The sequence below is a fragment of the Nonomuraea sp. SYSU D8015 genome (assembly GCF_008065375.1).
Taxonomy (GTDB): Bacteria; Actinomycetota; Actinomycetes; order Streptosporangiales; family Streptosporangiaceae; genus Nonomuraea.
This window is the reverse complement of the sequence record NZ_VJYI01000007.1, coordinates 190,929-216,818: the sequence shown is the minus strand read 5'-3', so window position 1 is coordinate 216,818 and position 25,890 is coordinate 190,929. Positions and strand designations below refer to the sequence as shown.

The 25,890-nt window shown below is 70.9% G+C and carries 26 protein-coding genes and 1 pseudogene; 14 read left to right on the top strand and 13 right to left on the bottom strand.

All coding sequences use genetic code 11. From position 1 onward, the window contains the following. Positions 1–4: 4 nt before the first annotated feature. Positions 5–2,041: a sensor histidine kinase gene (locus ID574_RS28965; protein ID WP_188192128.1), complete on the bottom strand. Its 2,037-nt coding sequence runs from the start codon at positions 2,039–2,041 to the stop codon at positions 5–7. 130 nt (positions 2,042–2,171) lie between these two features. Between ID574_RS28965 and ID574_RS28960 the strand changes: the two genes are divergently transcribed. From ID574_RS28960 to ID574_RS28950, 3 genes are all read left to right on the top strand, one after another. After that, positions 2,172–2,825, top strand: coding sequence for a hypothetical protein (locus ID574_RS28960; protein ID WP_188192127.1), 654 nt, complete (start codon positions 2,172–2,174; stop codon positions 2,823–2,825). A 48-nt stretch (positions 2,826–2,873) separates the two neighbouring features. Next, positions 2,874–3,374, top strand: a complete 501-nt coding sequence (locus ID574_RS28955) for a hypothetical protein (protein ID WP_188192126.1) — start codon at positions 2,874–2,876, stop codon at positions 3,372–3,374. An 85-nt stretch (positions 3,375–3,459) separates the two neighbouring features. Continuing rightward, positions 3,460–3,864, top strand: a complete 405-nt coding sequence (locus ID574_RS28950) for a sensor histidine kinase (protein WP_188192125.1) — start codon at positions 3,460–3,462, stop codon at positions 3,862–3,864. A 6-nt stretch (positions 3,865–3,870) separates the two neighbouring features. Here the strand turns inward: ID574_RS28950 and ID574_RS28945 are convergent, their stop codons facing one another. Further along, on the bottom strand, positions 3,871–4,671 hold the full coding sequence (locus ID574_RS28945; protein WP_188192124.1) for an SAM-dependent methyltransferase: 801 nt from the start codon (positions 4,669–4,671) through the stop codon (positions 3,871–3,873). Between the two features lie 45 nt (positions 4,672–4,716). Between ID574_RS28945 and ID574_RS28940 the strand changes: the two genes are divergently transcribed. The 5 genes from ID574_RS28940 (at position 4,717) to ID574_RS28920 (ending at position 9,258) form a co-directional block, all read left to right on the top strand. Then, on the top strand, positions 4,717–5,508 hold the full coding sequence (locus ID574_RS28940) for an SAM-dependent methyltransferase (protein ID WP_188192123.1): 792 nt from the start codon (positions 4,717–4,719) through the stop codon (positions 5,506–5,508). Positions 5,509–5,597: 89 nt separating this feature from the next. Continuing rightward, positions 5,598–6,263 (top strand): dihydrofolate reductase family protein, encoded by a 666-nt coding sequence (locus ID574_RS28935; protein ID WP_188192122.1) that lies wholly within the window; start codon positions 5,598–5,600, stop codon positions 6,261–6,263. Positions 6,264–6,363: 100 nt separating this feature from the next. Beyond that, positions 6,364–7,587, top strand: a complete 1,224-nt coding sequence (locus ID574_RS28930; RefSeq protein ID WP_188192121.1) for a cytochrome P450 — start codon at positions 6,364–6,366, stop codon at positions 7,585–7,587. A gap of 72 nt (positions 7,588–7,659) precedes the next feature. Further along, positions 7,660–8,409: a TetR/AcrR family transcriptional regulator gene (locus tag ID574_RS28925; protein ID WP_188192120.1), complete on the top strand. Its 750-nt coding sequence runs from the start codon at positions 7,660–7,662 to the stop codon at positions 8,407–8,409. 129 nt (positions 8,410–8,538) lie between these two features. Next, positions 8,539–9,258, top strand: coding sequence for a carbonic anhydrase (locus ID574_RS28920; RefSeq protein WP_223167175.1), 720 nt, complete (start codon positions 8,539–8,541; stop codon positions 9,256–9,258). Between the two features lie 74 nt (positions 9,259–9,332). Here the strand turns inward: ID574_RS28920 and ID574_RS28915 are convergent, their stop codons facing one another. Next, complete coding sequence (locus tag ID574_RS28915; protein WP_223167174.1) at positions 9,333–10,412, bottom strand: Gfo/Idh/MocA family protein; 1,080 nt, start codon at positions 10,410–10,412, stop codon at positions 9,333–9,335. Next, the gene (locus ID574_RS28910) at positions 10,409–11,188 is read right to left on the bottom strand and encodes a ThuA domain-containing protein (RefSeq protein WP_188192119.1); all 780 of its coding nucleotides are present in this window, start codon (positions 11,186–11,188) and stop codon (positions 10,409–10,411) included. Before ID574_RS28910 ends, ID574_RS28915 begins: the two co-directional genes overlap by 4 nt. A gap of 556 nt (positions 11,189–11,744) precedes the next feature. Between ID574_RS28910 and ID574_RS28905 the strand changes: the two genes are divergently transcribed. Both ID574_RS28905 and ID574_RS28900 read left to right on the top strand, forming a co-directional pair. Then, complete coding sequence (locus tag ID574_RS28905; RefSeq protein WP_188192118.1) at positions 11,745–12,770, top strand: LacI family DNA-binding transcriptional regulator; 1,026 nt, start codon at positions 11,745–11,747, stop codon at positions 12,768–12,770. Positions 12,771–13,090: 320 nt separating this feature from the next. After that, the gene (locus ID574_RS28900; RefSeq protein WP_188192117.1) at positions 13,091–13,342 is read left to right on the top strand and encodes a hypothetical protein; all 252 of its coding nucleotides are present in this window, start codon (positions 13,091–13,093) and stop codon (positions 13,340–13,342) included. Positions 13,343–13,882: 540 nt separating this feature from the next. On the opposite strand, the gene ID574_RS28895 is transcribed toward ID574_RS28900, so the two are convergent. Continuing rightward, positions 13,883–14,842: an NAD(P)H-binding protein gene (locus ID574_RS28895; RefSeq protein ID WP_188192116.1), complete on the bottom strand. Its 960-nt coding sequence runs from the start codon at positions 14,840–14,842 to the stop codon at positions 13,883–13,885. A gap of 168 nt (positions 14,843–15,010) precedes the next feature. Here ID574_RS28895 and ID574_RS28890 point away from each other — a divergent pair, with 168 nt between their 5' ends. Beyond that, positions 15,011–16,852, top strand: a complete 1,842-nt coding sequence (locus ID574_RS28890; RefSeq protein WP_188192115.1) for a glycoside hydrolase family 15 protein — start codon at positions 15,011–15,013, stop codon at positions 16,850–16,852. Here the strand turns inward: ID574_RS28890 and ID574_RS62925 are convergent. From ID574_RS62925 to ID574_RS28865, 7 genes and pseudogenes are all read right to left on the bottom strand, one after another. Continuing rightward, positions 16,815–17,036: a GMC oxidoreductase gene (locus ID574_RS62925; protein ID WP_188192114.1), complete on the bottom strand. Its 222-nt coding sequence runs from the start codon at positions 17,034–17,036 to the stop codon at positions 16,815–16,817. The genes ID574_RS28890 and ID574_RS62925 overlap by 38 nt on opposite strands. Continuing rightward, on the bottom strand, positions 16,990–17,112 hold the full coding sequence (locus ID574_RS61795) for a hypothetical protein (RefSeq protein ID WP_262496060.1): 123 nt from the start codon (positions 17,110–17,112) through the stop codon (positions 16,990–16,992). Before ID574_RS61795 ends, ID574_RS62925 begins: the two co-directional genes overlap by 47 nt. A gap of 61 nt (positions 17,113–17,173) precedes the next feature. Next, positions 17,174–17,311 carry a hypothetical protein gene (locus ID574_RS60230; protein WP_223167219.1) on the bottom strand — a complete coding sequence of 46 codons (138 nt, stop codon included), beginning with the start codon at positions 17,309–17,311 and terminating at the stop codon, positions 17,174–17,176. Between the two features lie 44 nt (positions 17,312–17,355). Then, positions 17,356–17,904: pseudogene (locus ID574_RS62920) on the bottom strand (NAD(P)-dependent oxidoreductase); the annotation flags it as partial. Between the two features lie 8 nt (positions 17,905–17,912). After that, entirely contained in the window at positions 17,913–19,187 is a 1,275-nt protein-coding gene (locus tag ID574_RS28875) for a glycosyltransferase (protein WP_188192112.1), read from the bottom strand. Further along, a complete protein-coding gene (locus ID574_RS28870) occupies positions 19,184–21,424 on the bottom strand; it encodes a GH92 family glycosyl hydrolase (protein WP_188192356.1) in 2,241 nt (746 codons plus the stop codon). Before ID574_RS28870 ends, ID574_RS28875 begins: the two co-directional genes overlap by 4 nt. An 89-nt stretch (positions 21,425–21,513) precedes the next feature. Further along, on the bottom strand, positions 21,514–22,143 hold the full coding sequence (locus ID574_RS28865) for an NAD(P)-dependent oxidoreductase (RefSeq protein ID WP_188192111.1): 630 nt from the start codon (positions 22,141–22,143) through the stop codon (positions 21,514–21,516). 103 nt (positions 22,144–22,246) lie between these two features. On the opposite strand from ID574_RS28865, the gene ID574_RS28860 reads away from it, so the two are divergent. The 3 genes from ID574_RS28860 (at position 22,247) to ID574_RS28850 (ending at position 24,357) form a co-directional block, all read left to right on the top strand. After that, entirely contained in the window at positions 22,247–22,633 is a 387-nt protein-coding gene (locus ID574_RS28860; RefSeq protein ID WP_188192110.1) for a winged helix-turn-helix transcriptional regulator, read from the top strand. Between the two features lie 173 nt (positions 22,634–22,806). Beyond that, positions 22,807–23,988: a DUF418 domain-containing protein gene (locus ID574_RS28855; protein WP_336245556.1), complete on the top strand. Its 1,182-nt coding sequence runs from the start codon at positions 22,807–22,809 to the stop codon at positions 23,986–23,988. A 27-nt stretch (positions 23,989–24,015) separates the two neighbouring features. Next, the gene (locus ID574_RS28850) at positions 24,016–24,357 is read left to right on the top strand and encodes a VOC family protein (protein WP_188192108.1); all 342 of its coding nucleotides are present in this window, start codon (positions 24,016–24,018) and stop codon (positions 24,355–24,357) included. Positions 24,358–24,419: 62 nt separating this feature from the next. Here ID574_RS28850 and ID574_RS28845 read toward each other — a convergent pair whose 3' ends face one another. After that, positions 24,420–25,853 (bottom strand): DHA2 family efflux MFS transporter permease subunit, encoded by a 1,434-nt coding sequence (locus ID574_RS28845; protein WP_188192107.1) that lies wholly within the window; start codon positions 25,851–25,853, stop codon positions 24,420–24,422. Between the last annotated feature and the right edge of the window lie 37 nt (positions 25,854–25,890).

The following is a 25,890-nucleotide window of genomic DNA, read 5'->3' as shown; positions in this document are numbered from 1 at the left end:
CCTCCTAAATCGTCGCGGTCTCTATCGGCAATCGCGCGCTGACCAGGGTCCCGCCGCCGGGCGGGCAGCTCACCTGGCAGTCACCGCCGAGCTCGGCCGCGCGCTCACGCAGCGACAGCATGCCGACCCCGGCCGCCACGTCGGGGCCGATCCCCTTGCCGTCGTCGCGTACCGCCACGTCGAGCCCGCCCTCCCGCACGCTCAGGGTGATGTCACAGCGCGCCGCGCCCGCGTGCTTGACCACGTTGGCCAGCGCCTCGGACACGATACGGTAGGCCGCCACCTCCACCGCCGCGGGAAGCGTGTCCAGCGCTCCGTCGCCGCCGACGCGGACGTCGAGCGCGGGCGAGCGGAACCTGGCGGCCTGCTGCTCGATCGCGCGCAGGACGCCCAGCTCGTCGAGCGCCGGCGGGCGCAGGTCGTGCACCAGCCGGCGAACGTCCGCCAGCACGCCGCCCACCTCCTTCGCCGTCTGCTCGAGTAGCCGGTCGGCCCGGTCGGGCGCGGTGGCCGTCAGGTTCCGCGCCGCCTCGATGCGCAGCACCAGCGCGCCCAGGCTGGGGCCCAGCCCGTCGTGCAGGTCGCGGCGGAGCCTGCGGCGTTCCTCCTCGCGGGCCCTGATCAGCTGGGCGCGGATGCGTTGCAGGTCGGCGCTGAGCTCGGTGGCCCGGGCGGCCGCGGCGGCCTGCCGTACGAGGTCGCCCAGCAACCGCTGGTCGCGCTCGCTCAGGTCGGCGCGGCACAGCACCAGCCGTCCCACGACCTCGCCCCGGTAGGCCACCGGCAGCGACACCGAGGGGCCGCGCGGTGTCCCGTGCTCGGCCACGGAACGCGCGCCGTCCGGGCGTTCGATCTCCACCCGCACGTACGCCAGCCGGAACGCCTCGGCCAGCGTCGTCGCGAGCGCGACGAGCTGCTCGTCCGCGTCGGCCGCCAGCTCCAGCCGCTCGGCCAGCGTGGAGACCGCGGCGTAGGGGTCGTGCCTGGTCCCGCGTACGAGCCGGCGCGCCCCGCGCCACAGCCAGCCGCGCAGCGGCGCGTAGAGCACGGCGACGATGGCGATCGCGGCCAGCGCGGAGTCGCGCTCGCCGAGCACGCTGCCCGCCACCGTGAACACCGCCACGTCCACCAGCACCACCAGCGCGCCCAGAACGCCGTAGGCCACGGTGGCCGACAGCAGCCTGTCCACGTCGTACAGCCGGTATTTGGCGACCGCCACGACGACCGCCGCCGAGGTGAGCGCGACGGCGATGACCAGCAGGACCGCCGGCACCTCGGGCGGCACCCGCAGCGGCAGCAGCAGCACGACCATGTCCACCAGCGCCGCCCACATCAGCCATCGAATCTGGGCCCGCCGCTCGGGATCGGCCGCCCGGTAGCGGCGCACGGTCGCCGCGAACGGCACGACCAGGCTCACCAGGATCGACAGGTACGCCACCCGCAGCGCGGGCTCCCAGAACCCGTACGGCAGCGCGACCGCCATCGGGTCGAGCTCCAGACGGGCGATCTCCGGCGGCAGCGCGACGCCGTGGAACCGCGTCATCATCGTGACCGGAGCCGTGATCAGCAGGGCGGGCAGCAACCCGGTCAGCGCCAGGCTCGTCACCGACAGGACGCGCCAGATCCGGCCCACCGGCAGCCGCCCGTCCGGGAACAGCAGGATCAGCACCGGCAGCCCGAGCAGCAGCGTCGCGCCGAAACGCGCGTAGAACCAGTAGGCGGCCGACGCGCCCGGCGTCCCCGGCGCCACGTAGACGGCGTAGGTCGCCCAGCTCGACGCCAGGCCGTCCACCAGCCACAGCAGCCCGAACCCGGTCAGCACCCAGGCCACGGCGTGGCGCGGCAACAGGCGCAGCAGCAGCACGCCGGGCACGAGCATGGCCAGCCCCGACAGCGCCGCCGGCCAGCCCGCCTCCAGCTCCGCCGCGTCCGGGACCGGCACGCCGGCCGCGCGGACGTCCAGCGCCACCGTCGTGACCGCGATGGCCAGCGCGACGGCGGCCAATACGGCCGGCAGCCAGCCTCGTCCCTTTCCTGTCATGCCACGCATTACATCCGATTCGCGTCCCTTTAGTCCCGGGACACCGGTCCCGATCGGAACGGGACACCGGGCCCTGCCCGCCCGGGTCTCCCGTCGCGGAGCCTGGTGCCACGACGAGAAAGGAACTTCCATGAACGCCCACATCAGCACCACCCCGGCCAGAGCCAGGACCGACGTCCCCACCGACGACCGGCCGCCCACCCCTGCCGCCATCGCCCCGGCCACCGTGCGGCGGCTCGGCCTCGCGCTCACCGCGGGCACCCTGGCCTGGGCCACGAGCATCTTCATCTTCGGGACCGTGGGCGACGGCCTCGGGCAGCGCGTCGGCGACCTGACCGCGCTGGCCTTCCAGTTCGGCGTCTTCGGCCTGCTCACGGTCCAGATCCGGACCGCGGCGACGGGTGTGTCGCGGGTCTCCCGGATCATGCTCAAGGTCGAGCTCGTCCTGCTCGGGCTGGCCAGCCTGTGGTCACTGCTGCACGGTGTGCTCCCCAAGCCCGCCCAGGACCACGTGGCGCTCGCCGTCCTTGACGTGTTCTGGCCGCTGTCCATGCTGGGCATGATGATCATCGGCATCAAGCTGGCGGTGGCCGCGAGGTGGCGCGGGCCGCTGCGCTGGTGGCCGCTGATCGCGGAGAGCTGGGCCGTGGTGACGGTGCCGATGTTCATCATGTTCGGCGAGGGCGCGTCGCGGTGGGTCGGCGGCGGGCACCTGCTCATCGGCTACGCCACGCTCGGCCTGCTCCTCGCCCTCCGTCCCGGGCTCGTCCTCCCGCGCGACTGACAGTGACCGACCAGTGGGCTCCAAGGCCGTCCTGCTAGATCAGAGAGCATGAGCGATGACGTGCATCCCCTGAGCCGGCGGGAAGGCCCGGGGCCGTCCCCCGAGCCGGGGAAGCCGGCCGTCCCCCTCGACGCCTCGCTGCCGGACGTGTGCAGGGAGCAAGCGGGGTGTTTCGCGCTGCACGTCCAGTCGGAGGGCGGCATGGGCTGGCTGCTGGGCGGCCTGGCGTTCCAATGGGCGGTGTACGTGATCGCGTGGACGGCGGGCGTGATCTGGTGGCTGCCGATGCCGGGGCTCGCGCTCATGCTGGTGATGACGCTCCCGCCCCTGCTGTTCTCCTTCGTGGTGTACCGCAGGTGGGGGCACCGGGGCTGGTGCTGGATCCTCCGGTCGCTGGATCCGGAGATGATCGGGCTGGTCCTCTCCGCCGTGGTGAATCCGTTCAGATGGATCGAGCTGCTCTTCCGGTGGATCCTGTGGCCTTTCCGCTGGATCCTGCGGGGGCTCGCCTGGATCGGGAGGATCTTGGCCGGGCTCGGAGACCTCTAGGTTTTAAGGCAAATCTCATCCCAACACCATGCGGTTCGAAGAATGCTCCACGACTCTGGGTCTCACAGGGGAAAGAGGGGGTGTCATGACCGCGGTGTCGGAATTGGCGAGTCGCCCGTCGCAGGTCACGGGCCGTACGTTGCGGGAGTCGGTGGAGGCGTTCGTGGCCGGCTGGGAACGGCAGACGGAGATCCCGGTCGAGGTGTGGGCGCTGCCGGAGCGCACGGTGCACGACGAGGCGGCCCGTCTCGCGTTCGCGGTGCTCGTCGACGCGTTCTCCGCCGTCGAGCGGGCCACGTACGTGTCGATGGCGCTGACGGCCGGGGCCACGTTGAGGCTGACCGTGTGCGACGACGGGCGGGGGCTCGGATCGCAGGAGGTGCTCGACCGCGGCGAGCTGCGCGCCCGCGCCGCCGCGCTGGGAGGCCGGTACGGCCTCGCCTCCGCGGCCGGCGAGGGAACGACCGTCAGCCTGGAACTGCCGCTCTGAGCCCGGTCAGGGCTTGCGGGCCACCGCGCCGTACGCGTCGATCGCCTCGTCCGCGTCGGTGCCGGGGCGCCAGAGCGCGATCGGCACCACACCGGGCTCGACCAGCTCCAGGCCGGCGAAGCACTCGGCGAGCTGCGCGGGGCTGCGCAGGTAGTACGGCACGGCGCCGCTCTCGGCGAGCTTGGCGCTGCCCTCGTTGACGGCGTCGCCGGTGTCGGTGCCGTCCCAGAGCACCAGGTAGCTGCCGGAGGGCACGGCGTCCATCACCCGGCGGACGATGGAGAGCAGCACGTCGAAGTCCTCCACGTAGCCGAGCACGCCCATGAACATCACGCCGATCGGCCGGGTGAAGTCGAGCACGGTGCGCGCCTCGGAGACGATCACCTCGGGCTCGTGGTAGTCGGCGTGCACGTAGGTGGTCACGCCGCCGGCGGTGGTGTTCTTCAGCAGGGCGCGGGCGTGCACCAAGACCAGCGGGTCGTTGTCGACGTAGACGATGCGGGAATCCGGGGCGATGCTCTGCGCCACCTCGTGGGTGTTCTGCATCGTGGGAAGCCCCGTGCCGATGTCGAGGAACTGCCTGATGCCGGCCTCGGCGGCGAGGTGGCGCACGGCGCGGATGAGGAAGCGGCGTGACTGCTTGGCCATCGTGACGATGTCGGGATAGACCTCGGCGACGGCGTCGCCGGCGGCGCGGTCGGCCTCGAAATTGTCCTTGCCGCCCATCCAGTAGTTCCAGATGCGCGCCGCGTGCGGCACGTGGGCATTGATCTGCGCGGCTAGATCCGAGCGCTGCTCGTCGGCCATTCACGGACTCCCAAGGCTTTTCGGAAGATCGTATAGGTTGTGGCAATGGACGCGGATCCCAGGATCGACCCTACGACGCCACATTCCGCCCGAGTTTGGAACTATCTTCTCGGCGGGAAAGACAACTATGCCGTAGATCGCGAAGCCGGGGACAATCTTCTGCGCATGTTCCCCGATTTCGCGCAGGTGGCCAGGCTCCAGCGCGAGTTCCTCAAGCGCGTGGTGACGTACCTCGTCGCCGAGGCGGGCATCAGGCAGTTCCTCGACATCGGCACGGGTCTGCCGACCGCGGACAACACCCACGAGGTGGCGCAGCGCATCGCCCCGGATTCCCGCATCGTGTACGTCGACAACGACCCGCTGGTCCTCGTACACGCCCGCGCCCTGCTCACGGGCACGCCGGAGGGCATGACCGACTACATCGAAGCCGACGTGCGGGACCCCGGCGCCATCCTCGACGGAGCCGCCAAAACGCTGGATTTCTCCCGGCCCATCGGCCTGATGATGCTCAGCATCATCGGCCAGGTGCCCGATTCCGGCCTCGCCGCCGACCTCGTCCGCCGGTATGTCGCGGCGTTGCCGTCCGGCAGCCATCTGGCGCTGTCCGACGGCGTCAACGCCAACCCGGCACTGGTGGAGGCGGTGAGCTTCTACAACGAGCGCGCCGCCTTCCCCTACACGCTGCGCAGCCCCGAGCAGGTGGCCGATTACTTCGACGGGCTCGAGCTCGTGGAACCGGGTGTGGTCTCCACGCCGCTCTGGCGCCCGCCGCCGGGGGCGGGGCAGCAGCCATCCACGGTGATCAGCGCCGTCTGCGGCGTGGGACGCAAACCGTAGGAGCCGCGCTGCGCAGCCTCCGATGAGTTCTCCGTCGTCCCGCCGTCTTGACCCTGTGACGGCACCGACCATCGGAGATTGGACACGTCATGCGACTGACCGTGACCGCTTACCTGACCCTCGACGGCGTCATGCAGGCCCCGGGCATGCCCGGCGAGGACCGCGGCGGCGGCTTCGAGCAGGGCGGCTGGCAGGCACCGTACATCGATGAGGCGCATGGCAGGCTGGCCGCCGGCTGGTTCGAGGCGGCCGACGCCTTCCTGCTCGGGCGCCGGACGTACGAGATCTTCGCCGGGCACTGGCCGAAGGTCACCGACGAGCGTGACGTGATCGCGGCGAGGCTGAACAGCCGGCCCAAGTACGTCGTGTCCACGACCCTCGACCACCTGGCCTGGGACGACTCCACGCTGATCAGCGGCGACGTCGCCGACGCGGTCGCGGAGCTCAAGCGCCGGCCCGGCGACGAGCTGCAGGTTCACGGCAGCGGACAGCTCGTCCGCACGCTCATGGCCCACGACCTGGTCGACGAGTACCGCCTGTACATCTACCCGGTCATCCTGGGCGGCGGCCGGCGCCTGTTCCCCGAAGGCGTCGTGCCGACCGCGCTCACGCTCGTCGAGCGCACGAGCACCCCGAGCGGCGCCATGGTGGGCGTCTACCAGCCGGCCGGCCGCCCGCGGTACGGCATGGCCGCCCTGGAAGAGCACGACGGCGTGGTGCGGGACACGTTCAGCCGGCAGGCCGGTCTGGGCTGACCCGCATGAGCCTCCCCAGATCATGCCGATTCGAGGCAATTGTCTTAATAAGGCGATCGACTTATATTCGCAGGGTCGGGCTCCACGCACTGGAGGACGTATGACTGCTGACGCGATCCCCGATTTCCCCTTCGACCGCCCCACCGCCCTGGAGCCGCCGCCCAAGCTGGCGGAGCTGCGAGCGCAGTGCCCGGTGGCGCACGTTCGACTGCCGAGCGGCGACGTGGCCGCGCTGGTGACCAGGTACGACGACGCCCGGATGGTGATGGCGGACCCGCGGTTCAGCCGCAACCTCGCCAGGGAGGGCGCCGCCCGGCTGTCCACCACCGAAGACGGCGGCCTGTTCAGCCGGCGCAAGGAGGGCACCGACGACATCAACGAGGGGCAGGGCCACATGCGGTGGCGGCGGCTGCTCAGCCGCTGGTTCACGGCGCGGAAGATGGAGGTGTGGCGGCCCAGGGTCCAGGCCATGACCGACGAGCTCCTGGACGCCATGCTGGCCAAGGGCTCCCCGGGCAACCTGTCGGCCGGACTGGGCCTGCCGCTTCCCGTACGGGTCATCTGCGCCCTGGTCGGCGCGCCGAGCGAGGACCAGGACAAGTTCGCGCACTGGTCCCGCACCATGCTGACGCTGACGCGCAACACCCAGGACGAGGTCGACCAGGCCTACCGGGAGTTCAACGCGTACGTGTCGGACCTGATCGACCGCAACCGCGCCGACCCCGGAGACGATCTGCTCAGCGAGCTGACCCAGATCTCCGACGCCGAGGACGGCCGGCTCAGCCAGGACGAGCTCATCGCCACCGTACGCGGATTGCTGCTGGCCGGCCACGAGACGACCTCGAACATGATCGCGATCATGGTGGCGATGCTGCTCTCCGAACGGGAGCGCTTCGAGGCCGTGATCGACGACCCCGACCTGATCCCGGGCACCGTCGAGGAGGTCCTGCGCCTGGACACCACGCTGTCGGCCATCGGCGGGGTGCCCAGGTTCATCACCGAGGACATCGAGCTCGGAGGGGTTACGGTGCCCGCCGGCACCACGCTGATCCCGACCATCCCCTCCGCCAACCGCGACCCCGCCAAGTTCCCCGACCCCGACCGGTTCGACCCGCGACGAGAGAACAGCAACCAGCACCTCACCTTCGGCGCCGGACCGCACTACTGCCTCGGCCAGCCGCTGGCCAGGCTCGAACTCCAGGTCGTGCTGGGCACGCTGACGCGGCGGCTGCCGGGCCTGCGGCTGCGGGACTCCCCCGCTGACCTGCGGCTGCGTACGGGAGGGATGTCCGGCGGGCTCCAGGACGTATGGGTCACCTGGTGAATTACTGAGCGCTCACGGCGGCGACGATAATCAATCGGGGGCGGTGCAGAAAGACACGATCAAGGACCGGTCATGAAAGTCAGTACGTCGGTCGCCACGCCGTCCACCCGGTCGATGCGCGCCAGGGACAAGCTCATGCACACCGCGGAGCGGCTCTACGCCGAACACGGCTTCGCGAACGTGTCGATCAGGATGATCCGCGAGGCGGCCGGCCAGCGCAACAAGTCCGCCGTGCAATACCACTTCAGCACCCGCGACGAGCTGATCCAGGCGATCCTCGCCCGCCACGCGGCCGCCATCGACGAGCACCGCCTCCCGATGGTGGCCGCTCTGGAGGCGTCGGGCGAGGTGTCGCTCCGGGACTGGATCACCTGTGCCATCGCGCCGAGCATCGAGCACCACATCGAGCTGGGCACGCCGTCCTGGTACGGGCGTTTCCTCGCCCAGGCCGTCGTGGAGCCCACCCTCCGCGAGTACGCGGACCAGGCGCATCGGGGCACGCCCTCGTTCCGCCGCCTGGAACGGCTCCGCCCCTCGCGCGGGCGGGACCACGACCGCGAGCTGTCCGCCCGACACGCGACCATGATCCGCCTCCTCATCGTGCACATGAGCGCCGAGCTGGAAGCCGACCTGGCCGCCGGCCGGGTCGACGGCCGGGTCGACGGCCGGGTCGACGGCCGGGTCGACGGCCGGGTCGACGGCCGGGTCGACGGCCGGGTCGACACGGCCGGTGCCGAGCAGGCGTGGCGCCGGCTGGGCGAAAACCTGATCACGGCCGTCTGCGGGCTCAGCTCCGCCCTGCTGGAGACCTCCGCCTCGTAGGGACGCTGTCCTGCCCTCCATCGGCTGAAAGAGGTGAATCGCGTTCATACATGACTGTGTGCAGCGTTACATGTGATGAGCGTTACATTTTCTAGCGCGTGATCGTTCCGGAGGCGCATACTCCACGCCATGCGAAATCACATGATCGGCCGGCGAGGGCTCCTGCGCGCCGGCCTCGTCGTCGGGGGCCTCCTCACTGGCACGGCGGCCGCGGGCAGCGCCGTATTCGCCCAGACCGCTCAACCCAGCGGTGGGAGCGCTCCCGACCCACGTCCCGCCACTCCCGATCAGGCATGGGCGACCCTGCGCGAGGGCAACCGCCGCTGGGTGGCCGGCACCGCCACCCACCCGCACCAGGACGCCGCCCGGCGCACGCAGGTGGCGCAGAAGCAGGACCCGTTCGCGGTCGTCTTCTCGTGCATCGACTCGCGAGTGGCGCCCGAACTCGTCTTCGACACCGGGCTCGGCGACCTGTTCGTGGTGCGGACCGCCGGGCAGACCATCGACCCGCTGGTCACCGGCGCCGCCGAGTACGGCCCCGCCGAGTTGGGCACCCCGCTCGTCGTCGTGCTCGGTCACCAGCGCTGCGGGGCCGTCACGGCCGCCGCGGAGTCGCTGCACGATCACGAGAAACTGCCCGGCGAGCTGAACACGATCGCCGACTCGCTGCGCTCGGCGTACAAGCGCTCGGGCGGCGACGTCGACAAGATGATCCGCATCAACACGCTCGACGTGGTGAGCCGGCTCAAGAAGGACAAGCTCTTCGCTCCCCGCATCGCCAAGGGCAAGCTCAAGGTGATCGGCGCGTACTACTCGATCGACACCGGCGAGGTCACCCGCCTCGTCTGACCCGGTGAAGGCCCTTCTGACCGGCGGCCCCGGTGTCCCGGCCTCCTGCTGGAGACCCCGCCCGTCGCCCCCGGTCACCAGGACTCCAGCCGCGCGCGGATCTCGTCGCGTACGGGACGGGCCAGCGCGTCACGATGGGCCTGCTCCAGCAACGCGCCGATCTGGACCCGGGTGCCCGACTCGGCCGAACGCACCGCCGCCTCGACCATGGCGAGGCTCCGGATGTTGCCGGCGATCGCCCCTGACGGCTCCACCCCCGTGCGCAGTGCCGCGACGAACTCGGCCAGCGCCCCGGCGATCTGCTCGCCGGGGCCTGGCGGCACGTCCGCCGCGCCGCTGACGCTGGAGGTGACGCGGCCCTCGCCGTCCCAGGTCGCGGTGCCCGCGGAGCCGGTGGCCCGCCACTCGCCGTTCCACGACGTCTCCAGCCCGTCCGCGCACCAGGCGCCGGTGAACACGTACCGGGTGCCGCCGTCGAAGGTGAACATCGCGGTCGCCGCCGCGTCACCCCGATACCAGCTCCAGGCGGGATTCCAGCTCTCGCAGACAACTGAGACCGGCTCGGCGTCGAGCAGGTAGCGGGCCGCGTCGAAGGCGTGGATGGCCATGTCCACCAGCAGCGGCTGCTCCATCTCGTCCCTGAAGCCGCCGAAGCGCGGGCCGCGGAAGAACCCGGTGGTGAGCAGGCCCGGCGTGCCGACCTCGGCGATACGGCGCCGGTATTCCGCCAGGGCGGCGTAGTAGCGCCGCGACTGGCTGATCATCAGCAGCCGGCCGGTCGCCTCGGCGGCGGCGACCTGGACGACCGCGTCGGCCAGCGTCGGCGCCGCCGGCTTCTCGCACAGGACCGGGACCCCGGCGAAGAGCGCCTCGATGTTCACCGCGGCATGGGCCGCCGGGACGGTGACGTTCACGACGGCGTCCGGCTCGGTGACCGGGAGCAGGCTGCTGAGCGAGACGTCGACCTTGGCGTCGGCGCCGACGGCGCGCACTGCCGCCTCCGCCCGATCGACGTCGAGGTCGGCCACCCCGACGAGCTCGACGTCCTCGGACGCGGTCAGCGTACGCATCCAGGCCAGGCCCATCGAGCCCGCCCCGACCTGCACCACGCGGAGCGGGCGCGCCGGATCGGCGACGCGGGCGAAAGCGCTCACTCGGCGGTCTCCTTGTTGTGCATCGCGCCGCGATAGCCGTGCCCGTTGAAGAAGTCGCCCATCTCGTAGCGGAGCAGGGTCGGCAGCTCGCGCCGCGACCGGTCGCCGGCCGCCCACTCGACCCCGTTGGCGATGACGTGCAGGACGTCCGGATGGTGGTAGACGGGATAGTCCTGGTCGCCGGGGCTGAAATAGAAGATCTTGCCGTTGCCGCGCCGGAAGGTGCAGCCGCTGCGGAACACCTCGCCGCCGGTGAACGAGCTGATGAAGATCAGCTCGTCGGGCGTGGGGATGTCGAACTGCTCGCCGTACATCTCCTGGGCGGGGATCTCGATGGGGTGCGGGATGCCGCGGGCGATGGGGTGGGCCGGGTTCACCGTCCAGACCAGCTCGCGGTCGTCGGCGCTGCGCCAGCGCAGCGTGCACGTGGTGCCCATGAGCCTGGTGAAGATCTTCGACCAGTGGCCCGAGTGCAGCACCACCAGGCCCATCCCCGACAGGACGTGCCGGTGCACCCGGTCGACCACCTCGTCGGAAACCTCTCCGTGAGCGGCGTGGCCCCACCAGGTGAGCGCGTCGGTGCCGGCGAGCACCTCCTCGGTCAGGCCGTGCTCGGGTTCGTCGAGCGTGGCGGTGGCGACGGTCGCCTTCTCCCCCAGCCAGTGCTCGATCCCGCGGCGGATGGCGTTGTGCATGCCGTCCGGATAGATCTCGGCCACGCGGGGTTCGACCTGCTCGTGCCGGTTCTCGCCCCACACCGTGACGTGGATGGGCATAGGAGCTTCCTTTCGCTGAGGGTTGTCACATGACGGCGCCCGCCGCGATGGAGCGCTTGATCTCGATGTCGGCGCCGAGGCTCCTCGCGCACGCCTGCCGCGACAGCCCCTTCGGGCGCCTTCCCGCGGCGCTTCCGTGCTGTCTCCATGAGTGAGCCACTCCTTCCGCGGAATGCTTCCGGCGGCGTACCCGTGCCTGACCGCCTCCTCAGGCGGCGCACGGAATTCGGGGGATTTTCATCGGGTCGCGCCTCGTCCGGCGGGAACCGTCATGGGCGCGTCGTCCGGCGGGAACGAATCATGAGGAGCCGCGGCCGTCCTCGCCCGTCACCTGCGGTTTCGCGGCGGTCGCGGAAGGGGGGCCGATTGTTTCCTGACGATGGACACTGATCTGTCAAAGCGCTTAACCGACAAGCGCTTGTCGATATGTTGCGCCCCTCGTGCGGTGATGTCAACAACAAGTTAAGCGTTTTACAGCGGGAGCTTCCGGGATATAGTCACAGTGCTTCGCGAGTCCCCGCACTCCGCGCGCCCTCACGATCGGGAGGCGGCACCCATGGTCACGATGCGCGACGTCGCCGAGCGCGCGAACGTCTCCATCGCCACGGTCTCCTTCGTCATCAACGGCACCAAGCCCGTCGCGCCGGAGACCCGCGCCCGCATCGAGGCGGCCATCAGCGAGCTGGACTACCGGCGGAACGTCGTCGCCCGCGCCCTGGCCAGCTCCCGCACACGCATCCTCGCGCTGCTGCACCCCGACCTCGAGGCCCGGCCGAACGCCACGGTGATCCAGTTCGTCATGAGCGCCGCCCACGGCGCCCGCGAGCGCGGCTACGACCTCGTGCTGTGGCCCGTGAACGACGACGAGCAGATGTCGCACCTGCTCGCCGGCGGCCTGGTCGACGGGGCGCTGCTCATGGAGGTCCAGATCCACGACTCGCGCGTCGACCGGCTCATCGCCTCGCGGGTCCCGTTCGCGCTCATCGGCCGGACCGAGAACGACGACCTGCCGTTCGTCGACATCGACTTCACCGCCACGATCAACCAGGCGGTCGACCATCTCCGCTCGTACGGCCACCAGCGCATCGCGCTCGTCACCCAGCGCACGAAGGCGGCGCCGGACAACGAGCCCGGCCGGATCTTGCGCGCGGAGGCCGCCTACCTCGACGCGATGGCGGCGCTCGACCGCCCGCCCGCTGTCATCACCGTGGAGGGCACCTCGGCCGGCGGGCGGGAGGCCGCGCGCACGCTGCATGAGCACTTCCCCGACGCGACGGCCGTAATCCTCGTGAACGAAGGGGCCTCGGCGGGGCTCGTCAAGGGCGCACGCGCACTCGGCCGCAGCGTGCCGGACGACCTGTCCATCATCTCGGCCTCGACCACGCGGGAGCTCGGCGAGATGATCGAGCCGTCGCTGACCGTCATGGCGGCACCGGCCGCCGAGCTCGGCCGCCTCGCCGCCGACGCCCTGATCGACCAGCTCGAAGGGATCCAGGACACACCGCCGCACCTCCTCATCCCGTGCACCCTGATCCCCGGCCAGTCGGTCGGCCCCGCCCCGGCCCGCCCATCGGGCGGTTAGTCTCCGGCCGCGCTACACGATCAAACGTTCCCGCATGGCGCCCGCCCGTCTGCCGGTTCGCGGGCGAGCGCGGCCGCCTGCGCCCAGCCGGCGTCACGTACATTTGGACGCCGACGCTGCTTCCCGCTCATGGACGACTCATCGTCGCCGGATGGCCGGCGAGACTGGTCAACTTCGAGATCGTCCGGTCATCGGCTCCGCCCGCGGTCTCGGCTGAGCACCCGCCGCGACTTAGGATGCGGGAATGATCCCGAGCGCCCTCGGGCCTCGTACGCCGCTACGAATCGGGCGAGACGACGGTCACCGAGACCGTGCGCGACGTGCTGGACCGATTGGCCGAGCTCCGGGAGAGCGTCGGCGGGGTGGCCGCGGCGGGGCCGCCGCCGTGGAGAGAATCTGCCGAATCCGACTATGTCTGGACACTGCCGTGGAGCCTGACCGGCGCGCCCGTCGTCGTCACGCCGTCGGGGTCGGCAGACGGCTGGCCGGGCGCCGTGCAGATCATCGCCCGCCCATGGGAGGACCACGTCGCCCTGGCCGCCGCGCTCGCGATCGAACGATCTTCACGGTGACGGACTCACGCGCCGGCGGATGACGCCCGCGGCGGCGAGACCGGGCTGCCGGGCGGCGAGCAAGCCCGGAGCCGGTCGTCGAAGCCGTCGTCTGCTGATCGGCGACGCCGCGCACGCCATGTCGCCCATCTGCGGGCGTGGGCATCAACCCCGCCGTCCAGGACGCCGTCGCCGCCGCGAACCTCCTCACCGGCCACCTCCAGCGGGCGCAGGTCACCGGCGAGCCGATCCCCGAGCGGGCGGCCGCGGCCGTGCAGAGGCGCAGACGGGCGCCCACCGTGGCGGCCCAGGCCCTGCAAGCGGTTCGGCGTCGACCGGGCGTTACGCGGGCAGGTCGACCGGGCGTTACGCGGGCAGACCGCGCCCGATGACAGCGCGGTCGCCAGGACCGGGCCGGTGCGCAGACCGCTGGGCCGCCTGCTCCGGTGGCCAGTCCCGCGCTGCCATCGTGCGCGTGCGGACCGTGGAGCTGCTGGACCGGCTGGGGCACGCCGGGCGTCCGGCGCGCACGACATGGCCACGGCCCGGCGCTCGCCGAGGTCAGCGGAACATGTCGATGTGCTCCCTCACCCAATCGTCGTAGGTGCGCAGGGGACGGCCGATGATCTCCTGCACGGACGGCCGCTGGTCGAGGGTCCACTGCACGAGTTCGGCGCGTCGGGCGCCATACTCTTCGAGGGCGTACAGTGTCACCTCGATCGCCCCGTCGGGCCAGCCACGACGTCGCCAGATCGCCCGGCTCTCCTGCGGCGTCAGCTCGACCGTGTCGATGGCGCGGCCGAGAGCGGCGGCGATGCTCCGCACCCGTGAGCGAGTGCTCAGCGGCAGGCCCACCGCCTCGAGGACCATCCCGTCGTATGCATCGCCGACCAGGGCCGCGGCCGCGACGGCGGCGAGGTCGTCCTCGTGGATGAAGGGGTAGTGGCCCTGGCCGAGGAAGGCCTCCCGGACCTCCCCGCCGGCGCGGACGGTGTCGGGCCAGTCCGATCCCGTCGCCGGGTAGGTGCCCTCGATGACGGCACCCATCACCGCTGACGGCCGGATGTGCGTCCAGGCGAGGCCCGAGCGCTCCACCGCCTTCTCGATCGCCAGCCAGAACCAGGTCTCCGGCGGATTCGCCACCTCGTACTCCGGCCCGTGGGACGACAACACGACGATCTTCCTGGCGGCGGCGTCCCGCGCCTGCGTCAGGGCGTCGTGGACCGTCGACGGATGGGCGCCGGCGAGGAACACGGCCTCCACTCCTTCGAAGGCTCCGGCGCACTCCAGCGGCCGGGTGATGGAGCCCTCGACGACTTCGACCGCGTCCGGCCAGCCGCCGCGCTGGTCCGGCTCGGCGATCACCCGAACCCGCCGGCCCATGGCGAGCAACTGCCGGGCCAGGCACCGGCCGACGATCCCGGTCGGGCTGTTGCCTTCGTCCTTGCACGGGCTGACGACGGTCAGCAGGCAGACACCCCTGGATTCCGGCGCTTTCGTATTCCGCTCGAACCTGTCCATGGCAAGACCTTTCAACGCGTCAGCGGAGATCTTGCACCTGGCGAACCAGGCTGCGGATCGGCATGGAGAACCGTACCAGAACGATGGCGGCGCCATGCCGGGAAGATCTGCGACCCTTTGAACGAACAACGGCGCCCGGCAAACAAGCGCTCTGTCTATTTTGAGAGCATGCAGGCAGACAACGCCGCGGCGACGACCACATCTCACGACGACTCCCGATACCTGCCGATCGGGGAACACGGGCTGATCGGCGACCTGCGCACCGTCGCGCTGGTGGGCACCAACGGCACGATCGACTGGTACTGCTGCCCGAGATTCGATTCGCCCAGCGTGTTCGGCTCGATCCTGGACGCCGACAAGGGCGGCTCGTTCCAGCTGTCCGCCGACACGCCGGCCACGACCAAGCAGTTCTATTTCCCCGACACCAACGTCCTGATCACCCGGTTCTACGCCGACGACGGGGTCGGCGAGATCCAGGACTTCATGCCGATCGCCGCCGACCGGCTCGAGGCCGACCGGCACCGGCTGATCCGCCGGGTCACCTGCGTCCGCGGCGCCCTGCCGTTCCACGCCCGGGTGGCGCCCCGCTTCGACTACGCCAGGCAACCTCACAAGGTCCGGCAGGACGGGTCGCGGACGACCTTCGAATCGGAGTCGCTCTGCCTCGCCCTCTCCGCCAGCGTGCCCGTGGAGACCGACGGGCGCGACGCCTGGAGCCGGTTCGAGCTGCGGGAAGGAGAGTACGCGGTGTTCGCCCTCGACCGCGTCGGCGGGGACATCACGCCCCGGGGCTGCCCGATCGAGGAGGCGGAGGACGAGTTCGCCGCCACTGTGGGGTACTGGCGGAACTGGCTGTCACACTCCCGCTACCGGGGCCGGTGGCGGGAGGTCGTCCACCGCTCCGCCCTCACGCTGAAGCTGCTCACCTACGCCCCGACCGGCGGCATCGTCGCGGCCGCCACCACGAGCCTGCCCGAGCAGATCGGCGGCGGCCGCAACTGGGACTACCGCTACGTGTGGGTGCGCGACGCCGCCTTCTGCGTGTACGCCCTGCTCAGGCTCGGCTTCACCGAGGAGGCCGAGGCGTTCATGGGTTTCCTGTCCAGGAACGTCGGGCGCGACAGCAACCACGGCGCCGGCCCGCTGCAGATCATGTACGGCATCGACGGCCGCAGCGACCTCCCCGAGTACGAGCTGACCCACCTGGAGGGCTACCGGGGATCCGCCCCCGCGCGCGTGGGCAACGCCGCCGTCGACCAGCTCCAGCTGGACATCTATGGAGCGCTCGTCGACTCCATCTACCTCTACAACAAATGGGGCACCCCGATCTCCAGCGACCGCTGGGAAGAGGTGTGCACGCTGGTCGACTGGGTCTGCGGCAACTGGGACCAGCCCGACGAGGGGATCTGGGAGACCCGCGGCGGACGCAAGAACTTCGTCTACTCGCGTCTGATGTGCTGGGTGGCCATCGAGCGTGCCATGCGCATGGCCGCACAGCGTGGCCTGCCCGCCGACATACCGCGCTGGCGGGAGACCCGCGACACGATCTACCGCGACATCATGCGACACGGCTGGTCGGACACGCTGCAGGCGTTCGTCCAGCATTTCGACGAGGAGGTCCTCGACGCGTCCATCCTGATGATGCCGCTGGCCAAGTTCGTCTCACCCACCGACCCCAAGTGGCTGTCCACCTTGGACGCGCTCGGCCGCGGTCTGGTGTCCGACTCGCTGGTCTACCGCTACGACCCCGAGGTGAGCCCGGACGGGCTGCAGGGCCCGGAAGGCACGTTCTCGATCTGCTCGTTCTGGTACGTCGAGGCCCTCTCCCGCGCCGGCCGCCTCGACGAGGCCCGGCTGGCCTTCGAGAAGATGCTGACCTACGCCAACCACCTCGGGCTGTACGCCGAAGAGATCGGGCACACCGGAGAGCAGCTCGGCAACTTCCCGCAGGCCTTCACCCACCTCGCGCTCATCAGCGCCGCCTTCCACCTCGACCACGCGCTCGGCTAGAGGACAGCGCGGCGGCGAACCGTTCGGCGGGCATCAGCGTCGGCAGGTTGGTGTTCGCCCGCGGGATGCCCGGCATGGCCGAGGCGTCCACCACGTGCAGCCCGTCGACCCCCCGCGCACGGCGCCTCGGGTGTCGGTCACGGCGGACGGGTCGTCCTCGGGTCCCATCCGGCCCGCGCGGCATCCGGCTCACTGGTGTATCCCCCGTCGTACGGGGTTTCGGTGAGGTCGCCGGCGTCGACGATCAGGTCGTAGCCCATCGCTGCTCTATCCCCTTTTGTCGCATGGGATCTTTCATGGCGGGCTGTCCACCGCGGCCGTCTACTTGGGGCCGCAGATTCCCAGAGCCTTGCCGATGAGCCCAGGGTCCTCGACCGTGTCGAGCAGCGCCATCGCGTAGTCGGCGCGGGAGAGTCGCATCGCCCCGCCGGTCGCGTCGGCCTCGAAGTCGATGTGCACCCCCCGGCCGGCGGCTTGTCGTTGAGCATGGTGGCGCGTGCGATGCTCCAGTCGAGGCCGCTGACCTGCAGCATGCCCTCGGCCCGCGCGAGGTCCACGTACGCCTCGCGGAAGAACAGCCAGGCCAGGGTGACCGCGAGACGGGGGCGGGTGGCGGGCACCGAACGGCTGCCGGTCATCACCAGCCGCGACACGCCGCTCTCCCGCATGGCCACGATGAGGTTGCTCGCGATGCGGCTGCCGCCGACGGCGGCGATCACCGCGTCCTGGCCGTGCACGGCCTTGCGCACCGCCTCCAAGTCGTGCGCGTCGCCCTGATGGACGCCGGCGAGCGCTGCGCGGTCGGGGAGCAGCTCCGGGCGGCGCGCGAAGGCCGTGATCTCGTGCCCGCGCTTGATGCCCTGTGGACTCCTTGACCGGAGGGGATCATGTACGCACGCGTGCTCGGCCGCAGCGGGACAGTCGTCAGCGCCCTCGGTTTCGGGGCAGCCGGCGCCCTGGCACGGCGAGACCGCCCAGATCCACCTGGGCGACCGGAACTGGCGATCGAGTGCGGGCCGGTACGCCGAAGACGTCGGCGCCCGCCCGGCCATGCCGCAGGTCAGGCGACCTCGACGGCAGGCGCCTCCCGTGGGAAGAGGCCGTCGAACACCACGGCGCGGTCGAAGGACATCGCGCGGGTGCGGGCGCGTAGCTCCAGGTCGTGCCGCTCGGTGGCGGACATGTCCAGGACCACCCGGTCCACGGCGGCGGCCAGACCCGGGATGTCCCCGGGCTCGACGATGACGGCGGTGTCGCCGACCGCCTCGAGGGTGCCGCCCGTCGCGGTGGTGACGATCGGTCCGCCGCCGGCCAGCATCTTCTCGGCCAGGGCGATGCCGAACGTCTCGACGAAGTCGGGCTCGGGCTTGGTGGGCAGGGCGTAGGCCGCGCAGCCGCGCATCAGCAGCGGCTTCTCCTCGTCGTCCACGTCGGTGAGGAAGACCACCCCGTCGTCGTCCCGGGCCTTCGCCCGCACCTGCTCCAGCATGGGCCCGGTGCCGGCGACCACCAGCTTCACGCGCGACCGGCAGCGCATCCGGCCGAAGGCGGCCAGCAGGTCGTCGATCCCCTTGGCCCGGGTCACCCGGGACAGGAACAGGATGTACCCGTCACGCTCCAGACCGCGTCGCGCGAGCGCGGCGTCCACGTCCGCAGGGTCCAGGTCGAGGAAGGCGGCGGAGTCGATCGGCGGGTAGCTGACGGTCACGCGGCGCCGGCATTGGTCGGCGAACGTGGTGCCGCACTGAGCGTCCACCAGCTCGGCCGAGGCGACGATCTCCTCTCGGGTGTACTCGGAGACCGCCACGACCTCGTCGTTGGCCAGGAACGTGGTGAACAGCACGGTCGCCGCGCCGAACCGGCCGTCCCTGAGGCACGACCGGATCACGTTGGTCACGTCGGAGCCGACCGCTTTCGCGACGGTGTGGACGTCGGGCGCGAACCCCGCCGCACGCGCGGCCGCGACGGCGTCCACGACCACTGCGGTGTGCGGAGCCAGATACATGGACAGGCAGGTCGTGGGCACCGGTTCGGCGAGCAGCTCGACGAGGCGGCCGGTGAGGCCGGCCTGGTGGCGCCCGTCCGGCACCCGGTAGTCCCCGACCGCCTCCGGCCGCTCCACCGTGATCCCGGCGCTGTACGGCAGCAGCCGGTCCAGCGGCTTGAGCGGCAGCCCCGCCGCCTTGAGCGTCGGAATCGGCCAGGTCAGCAGCCGTACGTCATCGAACCCGCGGGTCAGCGCCACCTCGGCGAGGTTGCGCGCTTCGCCGGAGTGGCCGCAGATGACCGGGTCGGCCCTGACCACGATGACGAGACGGCGACGGGGGTGGGTCATCGTGCTTCCTCCGGTGTCGAAGGTGGAACTGAAAGGGACGGCGGGCGGACGCCCCGGCCCCAGGCCGACGGCTCCGGCCCCAACCGCAGGTGGAGCAGGCCGCCGCGGTGCACCGTGGCCGCGCTCAGGTGCGTCGCGTGCAGGGGTTCGCCGTTGAGGGTAGCCGACTGGACGTACTGCGCCGGTGGGTCACGATCGATGCCGTCGACGCCGATGGGGGTCTCGCGGTGACCGCTGGTCTCGATGACGAATTCGTTGCCGCCGACCCGGAGCACCGAGCGCGCGAAGGCGGGCGCGTTGACGAGGAACAGGTTCTGCCCGGCGACCGGGAACAGCCCCAGCGACGCCCAGACGTACCAGGAGCTCAGGCCGCCGGAGTCGTCGTTACCGGGCAGGCCGCCGGGGCCGGTGCCGAACTGCCAGGTCAGCGCCGCGTGCACCACCTCGGCCGTGCGGTCGGGCCGGCCCGCGTAGTGGTACGCCCACGGCGCCTCCATGTCGGGTTCGTTGTTCAACCCCTCGAACCGGTTGAGTGCGTACCCGGCCGCCATCTCCGCCGCCTTCGGGCGCCGGCCGGGCTGCGTCACCGGCGGGGCGCCGAAGCCGAAGAACCTGTCCAGCTTGTCGACGAAGGCGTCGTCGCCGCCGGCCAGGGCGATCCTCGCGGCCATGTCGTGCAGCAACCGGAACGAGTAGTTCCACTTGCCGCCCTCGTAGAACTCCGAGTCGCGCAGCAGCCCCGTGCTCGGGTCGAAGGCGTTGGACCACTGGCGGCTGCGGTCCTCGAGATCGTCGGCCAGGTGGCGGTCGTTCAGCGCCCGGGCGACCTGGGCCGTGCAGTGGTGGCCGTAGGCGAGGTCGAGGGTATGGGTGATCGGGTGCACCATGCCGTGCTCGAAGAAGTCCTCGCCGTACAGGCGGCGCAGGTCACCGACCATGTGCACGAGCGCCCAGCTCCAGTCCAGGTCCACCCGGCCGAGAGCGTGGGCGTCCGCGAGCGCGGTGTGCACGAGCGCGCTGGCCTGGCGGAAGAACCGGTCGGCGCCGCGCGCCATCCGGTATCCGATGGGGAAGTTGCCCTCCTCCTCGCAGACCCGGATCAGCGACTCCAGCAGGTCACCGAACCGGTCCGGGGCGATGGCCGCGAGCAGCGGCAGCTGTGTCTTGTAGATGTCCCACATGGTGCAGACGTCGAACGCGTACGGCCCGGAGGTCGGCCAGAACGGGCTCTCGTCGTCGGCGAAGCACGGCTTGATCAGCGCATGGTAGAGCGCGGTCGCGAACACGGTGCGGCGGGCCGGCGTGCCGCCCTCGACCTGGACCCGGTCGAAGTGCCGGCCCCAGCGGCTGCGGGTCCTGGAGCGTACGGCGTCGAATGCCGGCTGCACCTGCCCGCACTCGCGCTCCAGGTTGTGCCGCGCCTGGTCGCACCCGCGCAGCGAGAACCCGAGCCGCACCTCGACGGTCTGCCCCGGTGCGGCCGGGCCCATGAAGAGCATGCCGAACGGCCGCAGCGTGGTGTGCCGGATGCTGTCGAAGTCCAGGCGGGTGCCGCCGTCGATGAGCCGCCGGTCGTACCAGAGCATCTGCCGCCAGCCCGGGCTGTCGACGTCGATGTGGACCGACAGCGGGACGCCCTCCATCACCACCGTGCCCTGGGCCCGGCCGTGGCCCATGCTCTCCACCTGTGCCCGCAACGGCACGGTGCGGCCGAGCTCGATGTCCAGGCCGCCGCAGGACAGGTCGATCACCACCCGGGCGCTGCTGTGCTCGGGGAAGGTGTACCGATGCACGGCGACCTTGGTGCCGACGGTGAGCTCGCAGCGGATCCCCGTGTCGAGGGTGGCCGCGTAGTAGCCCGGCTCCGCCACCTCGTCGTGCAGCGGCCATGACTCCCCCAGCGCGTCGAGCGGCTGGACCATCGGGGTGACCCGGACGTAGTTGTAGTACTTGCGGATCGCGCCGGTGCCGGACTGCTGGAAATGGGTGAAACCGGACGCCTGGAGCCGCTCGAACATCTCTTCGGGCACGCCCTCGGTGTTCTTCGCGTACCGCCCGTACCCGGTGGGGTACGCGCCGGAGTAGGCGCATGCCGACACCATGCCCAGCGGCGACGTGGCACCCGGATGGGTGTTGCCCACCTGCGGTTTCGGCCACCACCAAGTGGCGGCCAGACCGCGTGCTCGAGGCAGGTCGGTCGCCGCTGTGCCAATGAACGGGTCAACGTTGTCGAGGATGGCGGGACTCTACCTAATGCGGCCCCACCTTAGGTTTCAGAGAGGTGAACTCCATACAGAGGGCAGGCGGAAACGCTGTACTCCGGGCCTCACGCTTCTCGGACGCTGACGGCGGCGCGGTGGTGGCGGGGCGCCTCGATCTCGTCGATCAGCGCGATCGCGAAGTCCGCGGAGGAGATCCGGCTGGCCGGGTCGCCATGCTCGGCGACCCGGTACCGGCCGCTGCGCGTGCCGCCATGGTCGAAGTCGCCCGCGGGCGCCACGTACGCCCAGTCCAGGTCGCAGGCTCGGAGCTCGTCGAGGCCGGCCGCGTGGCCGAGGGAGAAGAAGCGGTGTTCCCGCGGGTAGCCGGGCTCGTCCATCAAGAGAACGCCGGACGCACCGGGCATGACCGACGCGGCGCCGACCACCACCAGGCGACGCACGCCGGCCTTCGCCAGGCCGGTGGCCAGCGCTCGGGATGAGGCGGTGAAGAAGTCGTGCGGGGGCACGGACAGGGACAGGTCCGCGGCCGCGCTGATGGCGGCGTCCTGCCCGGCGGCCGCATGCTCGACGCTCGCCGCGTCCGTGACGTCGCCCGCCACCACCCGCACGTCGGTGAGGTCGCCGTGGGCCGCGGGGTCGCGTACCGCCGCGGTGACCCGATGGCCGCGCCGGCGCGCCTCGGCGACGGCCTGACGCCCGGCCCTGCCACCCGCGCCGAAGATCACGATATTCATGACGAACCGCCTCTCGCCAGGGCCGGGGCCCCGTGCGCCCGGCCGGTTCGCCGACGCTAGCCGGGGCCGCGGTTACCGGGGGGATACCGGCTATCGTGAGATCATGAGGGAAGCGCTGCCCGCCGACATGTTCGACGAGCTGTGCCCGTCCTCGCTCAATCCCATCCGATTCGGCGACAAGTGGGCGGCGCTCATCATCCGCTGCCTCGAGCACGGGCCACGCCGGTTCTCCGAGCTGCGCGTGCCGCTGAGCCGCGTCACTCCCAAGGTCCTCACCCAGTCGCTGCGCTCACTCGAACGGGACGGCCTCGTCAGGCGCACCGTCTACGCCGAGACGCCGCCGCACGTCGAGTACGCGCTGACTCCGCTGGGCCGCACCCTGCTCGAACCGCTGGCCGTCGCCGTCGCCTGGGCGCAGGAACACTGGGACGAGCTGCTCGACGCCCGCGAGTCCTACGACGCCGCCGCCCGCCTGGACCGCGCCGGATGACAAGTCCGGCGGGAGGCCGGCCCCGCCGAAGGCAGCGTGCCGGATGTCGGCGACACCCGGGCAGATGTGCAGTTACCTCCACCCCCAGCGTGTGTTCACGTTCATTCCGCCTCCAGGAGCCGGGCCTTTAACGTCGGGAATCGCGAACTCACGACAGACCCCGGAGGAGATGAGTGTTGAACACATCGGCTGGGACGCCGGCTGCCCCACACGTGCCGTCCGGCACCGCCACTCGGGCTCTGGCCCCCGATCTGGCCCGGGGCATCATGCTCCTGGCGATCGCCTTCGCGCACGCGCCGCTGTTCGTGACAGCCGTCGACCGGGGCGGGGCGGTGGCCAACGAAATCTCCGAGATCTTCCTTCTCCTCTTCGTCAACAATCACGCGCGGCCGATGTTCGCCTTCCTCTTCGGCTACGCGCTGGTGCAACTGATGAATCGGCAGCAACAGCGTGGCGATGACTGGGTGACGACGCGCAGGCTGCTGCGCCGCCGGGGATGGTGGCTGGTGGTGATCGGATTCGCACACATGGCGCTGCTGGTCCCCATCGACATTCTCGCGGTTTACGGATTGGCCGCCGTCCTGGTCGCCGGGACGCTGAAGCAAGGGGACGCGGCCCTCCTCTGGATGGCGGGCCTGACCCTGGTGCCGGCCACCATCCTGATGGGGCTCGCCATGTGGTATCCGATGACGCAGGACATCTCCACCTACACGGCGGGGAGCATCGCCGCCGGCACGACGAGCCCTTGGGACTTGTTCGTCGGCCGGCTGGAGGGTTGGCCGCTCACCGTGCCCTTCGGCGTCCTGGTGGTCATTCCCGGCGTCCTGCTCGGCATATGGGTGGCCCGGCGTCGCGTTCTCGACGAGCCCGCCGATCATCGGAACTTCCTGGTGCGCGCCTCGGTGACCACCACGATCCTGTCTCTCGCGGGTGCCGTACCCGCGGCTCTCATCCAGTCAGGGGTGTGGGCGGCGCCATCGGATATCGCGCTTCTGGCGGCGGCGATCGCACAACCGCTCACCGGGTATTTCGGCGGGATCGGCATGGCGGGAATCATCGGACTGATCGCGCTGAAAGCAGGCCGGGCACGTCATGGCCTCACGATCGCCATTCAGGCGCTCGGCCAGCGGTCCATGAGTCTGTACCTCTTCCAGTCCCTGGCGTTCGTCGTGGTGTTCTATCCGTACGGATTGGGGTTGCAGGACGATCTCGGGCTGGCGGGCGCCACAGGCGTGGCCATCGTGACCTGGTTGATCTCGCTTCTCCTCGCCGACCTCATGCGGCGTGCGGGCCACCGCGGACCGGCGGAGATCCTGCTTCGCCGCCTCGCCTACCGTCGACGCCGAGCCCGCTAGCGGGAGGGGAATCCGTAGGATCGCGGCATGGCCCTCGACTTGTTCGCAGGAATCCCGGTCACCGAGTACGCGGCGGCCCTGAAATGGTACGAGCGGCTGCTGGGCTCCCCGCCGACGTACGTCGCGAGCGACACCGAAGCCGTGTGGGAGCTCGCGGAGCATCGGTCGGTGTTCATCGAGCAGCGACCCGAGCGGGCCGGCCATGCCATGCACACGATCTTCGTCGACGACTTCGACGCTCTCGTGGCGCGGATCGCCGAGCGGGGACTCGAGCCCGCGGAGCGGGAGACCTACTCCAATGGCGTGCGGAAGGCCATTTACCGCGATCCGGACGGGAACGAGATCCAGTTCGGCGGCGCGCCCTTGTAACCGGCGCGGGGGCGCGCTGCCGCCTCCGCAGCAGCGCGCCCCCGCGAGCCGAAAAGCAGGGTTCAGGAGGCGGTGAGCGGGACCTTCTCGGTCTCCGCGGCGGGAGCGGGCGCCGGGCGGCGAAGCACGAGGAGGCTGACGACGAGGGCCGCGGCGAGGAGGGCGGCCGAGACGGTGAAGGCCAGCCGGTAGCCGCCCGTCAGCGCCGCCGCCTGCGACGCCCCCGCGGCGAGCAGGACGCCGGTGCGCGAGGCCGCGAGCGTGGACAGCACGGCCACGCCGAGCGCCATGCCGATCTGCTGCGTGGTGTTGAACAGCCCGGACGCCAGCCCCGCGTCGTCGGCCTTGGCGCCGGACATGCCCAGCGTGGTCAGCGCCGGCAGCACCAGCCCGCCGCCGGCGATGAGCAGCATCACCGGCAGCAGGTCGACCACGTAGGATGCCTGCACCGGCACCCGGGTGAGCCAGCCCATCGCCGCCAGCAGCAGCACCAGGCCCGCGATCAGGACGGTGCGTTCGCCGAAGCGGGTGTTGAGCCGGGCGGAGACCCCCAGGGACACGGCGCCGATGGCCACCGCCGCGGGAAGCATCGCCAGCCCCGTGGCCAGCGCGCCGTAGCCGAGGACCTGCTGCAGGTAGAGGGCGACGATGATCTGGAAGGCGAACATGGCCGACAGCGTCAGCATCTGCACCAGGTTGGCGCCGACGACGTTACGCGAGCGGAAGATGCGCAGCGGCATCAGCGGAGTCCGCGCGGTCGCCTGCCGGACGACGAAGGCGGCCAGCAGCACGGCGGACACGGCGCCGAGGCCCAGCGTGTGGCCGGCCAGCCAGCCGTACTCCTCGACCTTGACGACCGTGTAGATCCCCAGCATCAGCCCCGCGGTCACCAGGAGCGCGCCGAGCACATCGGCGCCCTCGCCCAGGCCGAGCCCCCGATCGGCCGGCACCACCTTGATCGCCAACACGACCGTGGCCAGCCCGATCGGCACGTTGATGAAGAAGATCCAGTTCCAGCTGAGCGCGTCGGTGAGCACCCCGCCCAGGACCTGCCCGATCGAGGCCCCGGCCGCGCCGGTGAAGCTGAAGACGCCGATGGCCTTGGCACGCTCACGGGGCTCGGTGAACAGCGTCACGAGGATGCCCAGCACCACCGCCGAGGCCATCGCGCTGCCCACGCCCTGCAGGAACCGCGCGGCGATCAGCACCCCGGGGCCGGTCGCCAGCCCCGCGAGCAGGGAGGCGGCGGTGAAGACCACGTTGCCGGCCAGGAACATCGTTTTGCGGCCGACGAGGTCGCCCAGCCGGCCGGCCAGCAGCAGCAATCCGCCGAACGCGATCAGGTACGCGTTGACGGTCCAGCTCAGCCCGGCAGGGGTGAAGCCGAGATCACGCTGGATGGCGGGCATCGCCACGGTCACGATGCTGCCGTCGAGGATCGTCATCAGCATCGCGGCCGAGAGCACGATGAGGGCGTGAAGTTTGGAATGCGACATGGTCTCTCCTGTTCAGAACCAACAGGAGAGACCGTAG

Coding starts and splice junctions, on each gene's coding strand:
- ID574_RS28845 (WP_188192107.1), bottom strand. CDS start 25,853: ATGTCGCATTCCAAACTTCACGCCCTCATCGTGCTCTCGGCCGCGATG.
- ID574_RS61795 (WP_262496060.1), bottom strand. CDS start 17,112: ATGGGCTACGACCTGATCGTCGACGCCGGCGACCTCACCGAAACCCCG.
- ID574_RS28910 (WP_188192119.1), bottom strand. CDS start 11,188: ATGCCCATCCACGTCACGGTGTGGGGCGAGAACCGGCACGAGCAGGTC.
- ID574_RS28965 (WP_188192128.1), bottom strand. CDS start 2,041: ATGACAGGAAAGGGACGAGGCTGGCTGCCGGCCGTATTGGCCGCCGTC.
- ID574_RS28950 (WP_188192125.1), top strand. CDS start 3,460: ATGACCGCGGTGTCGGAATTGGCGAGTCGCCCGTCGCAGGTCACGGGC.
- ID574_RS28895 (WP_188192116.1), bottom strand. CDS start 14,842: ATGGACAGGTTCGAGCGGAATACGAAAGCGCCGGAATCCAGGGGTGTC.
- ID574_RS28945 (WP_188192124.1), bottom strand. CDS start 4,671: ATGGCCGACGAGCAGCGCTCGGATCTAGCCGCGCAGATCAATGCCCAC.
- ID574_RS28890 (WP_188192115.1), top strand. CDS start 15,011: ATGCAGGCAGACAACGCCGCGGCGACGACCACATCTCACGACGACTCC.
- ID574_RS28865 (WP_188192111.1), bottom strand. CDS start 22,143: ATGAATATCGTGATCTTCGGCGCGGGTGGCAGGGCCGGGCGTCAGGCC.
- ID574_RS28925 (WP_188192120.1), top strand. CDS start 7,660: ATGAAAGTCAGTACGTCGGTCGCCACGCCGTCCACCCGGTCGATGCGC.
- ID574_RS28930 (WP_188192121.1), top strand. CDS start 6,364: ATGACTGCTGACGCGATCCCCGATTTCCCCTTCGACCGCCCCACCGCC.
- ID574_RS28920 (WP_223167175.1), top strand. CDS start 8,539: ATGCGAAATCACATGATCGGCCGGCGAGGGCTCCTGCGCGCCGGCCTC.
- ID574_RS28935 (WP_188192122.1), top strand. CDS start 5,598: ATGCGACTGACCGTGACCGCTTACCTGACCCTCGACGGCGTCATGCAG.
- ID574_RS28955 (WP_188192126.1), top strand. CDS start 2,874: ATGAGCGATGACGTGCATCCCCTGAGCCGGCGGGAAGGCCCGGGGCCG.
- ID574_RS28850 (WP_188192108.1), top strand. CDS start 24,016: ATGGCCCTCGACTTGTTCGCAGGAATCCCGGTCACCGAGTACGCGGCG.
- ID574_RS28905 (WP_188192118.1), top strand. CDS start 11,745: ATGGTCACGATGCGCGACGTCGCCGAGCGCGCGAACGTCTCCATCGCC.
- ID574_RS28940 (WP_188192123.1), top strand. CDS start 4,717: ATGGACGCGGATCCCAGGATCGACCCTACGACGCCACATTCCGCCCGA.
- ID574_RS62925 (WP_188192114.1), bottom strand. CDS start 17,036: ATGCCGCGCGGGCCGGATGGGACCCGAGGACGACCCGTCCGCCGTGAC.
- ID574_RS28860 (WP_188192110.1), top strand. CDS start 22,247: ATGAGGGAAGCGCTGCCCGCCGACATGTTCGACGAGCTGTGCCCGTCC.
- ID574_RS28960 (WP_188192127.1), top strand. CDS start 2,172: ATGAACGCCCACATCAGCACCACCCCGGCCAGAGCCAGGACCGACGTC.
- ID574_RS28875 (WP_188192112.1), bottom strand. CDS start 19,187: ATGACCCACCCCCGTCGCCGTCTCGTCATCGTGGTCAGGGCCGACCCG.